Origin of the sequence: Campylobacter sp. RM19072, assembly GCF_024723485.1 — a bacterium.
In the GTDB taxonomy this organism is placed as follows: domain Bacteria; phylum Campylobacterota; class Campylobacteria; order Campylobacterales; family Campylobacteraceae; genus Campylobacter; species Campylobacter porcelli.
On the sequence record NZ_JANQCU010000034.1, the window covers coordinates 1 to 3,168 of the forward strand.

A 3,168-nucleotide genomic window follows, 5' to 3' on the forward strand; every position below is an offset into this window, starting at 1 on the left:
GCAACTTAAATAACCATTATTTAAATTTTAATTTATAATAACAAATTTACACCACCTATAGAGTATTAATTTTTATTATTATGATAAATTAATATGGTATAGAGTTAAGAGAAATAATTATAAATAAACTAAATAAAAAGTGGAGATTGCCACTTTTTATTAAAAATATAAGATGAGTAGATAAAATTTAAACTAAATAAACTAACTAAATGAATAAAAATAAACTAAACTGAAAAATATAAACCAACTAAGCCAGATAATAACAGTCAAATAACAACATCTGCTTTTATAGATTTGATCAGTATCAAATCTAATCAAGCGGTTGTAAAACGGCAGCCTCTCTAATCTCAGGCATTATAGCCCAAAGCTTTGGCAAATCTACACCAAATCCCTCTCTTAATTCACATTTTAATATTCCCACTCTTTGCCATGGCTCTAAATTTGGGTTAAAAAATGTGCTTATACACTCTTTACCACCTAAGACTAGTGATCTTATCTCTACAGCATCACTTAGTAGAGGTATTAGCTGAAATACAGTTTCAAATTTCTTTCTATCTAAATCCCCAATACAATTTTTTAAAGTAAAAAATCCACTCTCATCAATTCCTAAGCACTCATTTATATCATTAGCTGATACAAACTGAACATACTCAAGGCTTAAATGTGCAAAGCTATCAACCCTTTTAATCTCGCTAATTATAGTTGGTTCAAATGCCTTAATCTCTCTTAGGTTATAATTAAAGGTTTCATCTGATTTACCTAAATTTACCACCAAAGGCATACCTGTATCAAGGGATCTTAGGCTTAGAGGCAAGGTAAATGGATCAAACCCATCTTGGTTGTTTGAGCTAGTTAAGATTGGTGTTTGTGTTTTTTCATCTTTTAATAATGGAGCTCTATCTGGGGCTTTTGTTTCATCTGGGGCTTTGCTTATATCTCCAGCAAAGCCTTGTGAGCCATCAAGCTTTAAAAATGTCTTATTTGGCGTTGAGGCACAACTAACGATAAATATAGATATTAGAGCTATTAAAGATATTTTTAGAGTTTTTATCATGGAAATCTCCTAAATGTTACAGGGAAGTGGTCACTTGCTATGTGAGTTCTAAATCCACTAAAGAATGTGCTAGCTGATATTGGTGGTAATGGAGCTGGAAACACTGCACGATTGGAGTTACCTACTACAGCGTAATCTAGAGTTCTTCTAGCACTTATTTGAGTGATGGCGTTATTTGTAATTATTCTAGTTCTAAGTCTTAACTCAAGCTCAAATGAGCTAAGAAGCTCTCCTGGCTCTCTATTAAAATCTCCCATTATAATCCAGTTAGTGCTAGCTAGAGTTGGGGAGCTTTGAAAGAATAGATCTATATTATGCACAATAGCTGAAGCATCAGCTCCACCATTTGCTAAAGCGTGAATACTAAAAAACGCATCATTATTTATCCTAATGCCAATCATAGGTCTTGAGACTGTAGTTGGAGGCGGAAGTAAGAATACTTCATCAGCTTGTCTTCTACTAGCTAGAGCTAAATTTACTCTATTACCACCCTCATCAGTCCTAGCAAAATATACAAATATTAGATCTGGTCTAAGCCTAGAGCCTATATTCCACACATGCTCAGTTACTACTACACTAGTACCAAATGCTCTAAACTCCCTTCCAGTTGGCTCAGCTGTGGCTGGGAGAGTGCCAGCTTCTTGAATAGCTAGGACATCAATGGAGTTTTGACCAGAGAACATTTGAGTTACGCTAATACTCCATTTAGCCTCGCTACTAGCACTTGAGCCTTGCATATTCCAAGTAGCTGTTTTAAAGTCATCTATATTAGCAAATAGGCTTATAAAGCTAAATAATAAGATTAATATATTTTTCATTGTTGGTATCCTAATAGTACTTCAGTTGGTAAAGCTTTAGGGATAAATACCCATTGTTGATTAAAATTTGGCTTAAAATTACAATCTCTCATAGCAAGACTATAGTAGCTACCAGTTTGGACTAGCGAGCCAAGATCTGTTGTTATACATTTATTTGAAGCTGTGGATTTAAGCTGAATGGCTCCATTATCCATAGCAAAGAGCTGCCATTGCTGGGATTTATTATTTGGGTCGCATCTGCGGTGAGTTATACCACTGCCTTCATCGTGAATGCATGTATTTGTAAGGAAATTTGATATTAAAGCTATATCATTACCTAGATTTATAACTTGCCAAAATCTAGCCGCTCCAAAATCCTTTGAGTTATCTAAGGTGTAGCCCCATAGCCAATTTCCCTCAGCTAAAGCCCAAATGGTTATAGATGAGCCGCCCATTGGGTTTATTATAGTTAGTGCAGCTGATTTAGAACCAAGACTTGGAGATGCGGATAGATTTAATAGCGGGGCACCATTTGGAGTGCTTAAGTTACTATCTACATCAGCTCTATTAGATACTAAAGATTTCATAGGGTTTGTAGTTAAATTATCATCTATTACAGGTGGTGCGTATGGGGATTTACTAGAACCACAAGATATAAAAAATAGAGATATTATAAGTGGAAATATCACTCTTTTCATCTAATTCCTTTTAATAAGTAGTTTAGTGGATTAATATTGATAATTAATCTTAATTATCTTAGCATAATTTTACTTAATGAGGTATTAAATATTTTATAAATAGATTAATATTTATATGTTTTATATTAAATTTAATTATGTTAGCTATATTTTATAATACTATTCAGGTAGCATAAGGCTACCTGAATGAGGGTTGATTTACATTAATACTAAATTTATAAAATCAAAGCTAAGTTATTTATCATTAATTTTACAATTTTTATGCTCTTTGGTGAGTTGTTTGCATTTAAACCATAACCATAGATAACCAAGCTTAAATTTAGATTTATCAGCGTTTATTAAGGCTTCTCCAAGCTTATAGCTTAGATGATTTTTACATTTTATAGCCTCTTTATAATCAGGGTAGGTTTCAAGAGGCGGAAGCTTAAGGCTGGGATTATTTTTAATCTTTTCTTGATAGATTTTTTGCTCTTTTTGGTGGGTTTCTTTGATATAGCTTAGGATAAATGGCATTTTAATATAGCCTAATAAGCTTTTAGAATTATCGATTATAGCTTGACCTAATTTATAAGAAAGCTGGTTTTTGATGCGGGATTGGGCGGTTAGGTTGGTGGAGGTA

The 3,168-nt window shown here is 33.2% G+C and carries 3 protein-coding genes and 1 pseudogene; all 4 read right to left on the minus strand.

All coding sequences use genetic code 11. The annotated features are described in order from the left end of the window. Positions 1-310 precede the first annotated feature (310 nt). Positions 311-1,054, minus strand: coding sequence for a hypothetical protein (locus tag CSUIS19072_RS08240; RefSeq protein WP_086293853.1), 744 nt, complete (start codon positions 1,052-1,054; stop codon positions 311-313). Further along, on the minus strand, positions 1,051-1,872 hold the full coding sequence (locus tag CSUIS19072_RS08245; RefSeq protein WP_086242672.1) for a cytolethal distending toxin subunit B family protein: 822 nt from the start codon (positions 1,870-1,872) through the stop codon (positions 1,051-1,053). Before CSUIS19072_RS08245 ends, CSUIS19072_RS08240 begins: the two co-directional genes overlap by 4 nt. Next, complete coding sequence (locus CSUIS19072_RS08250; RefSeq protein ID WP_086242671.1) at positions 1,869-2,549, minus strand: RICIN domain-containing protein; 681 nt, start codon at positions 2,547-2,549, stop codon at positions 1,869-1,871. The genes CSUIS19072_RS08245 and CSUIS19072_RS08250 overlap by 4 nt, the downstream gene beginning before the upstream one ends. Before the next feature lie 234 nt (positions 2,550-2,783). Next, positions 2,784-3,168, minus strand: a pseudogene (locus tag CSUIS19072_RS08255) (glycosyltransferase); the annotation flags it as partial.

Coding starts and splice junctions, on each gene's coding strand:
- CSUIS19072_RS08250 (WP_086242671.1), bottom strand. CDS start 2,549: ATGAAAAGAGTGATATTTCCACTTATAATATCTCTATTTTTTATATCT.
- CSUIS19072_RS08245 (WP_086242672.1), bottom strand. CDS start 1,872: ATGAAAAATATATTAATCTTATTATTTAGCTTTATAAGCCTATTTGCT.
- CSUIS19072_RS08240 (WP_086293853.1), bottom strand. CDS start 1,054: ATGATAAAAACTCTAAAAATATCTTTAATAGCTCTAATATCTATATTT.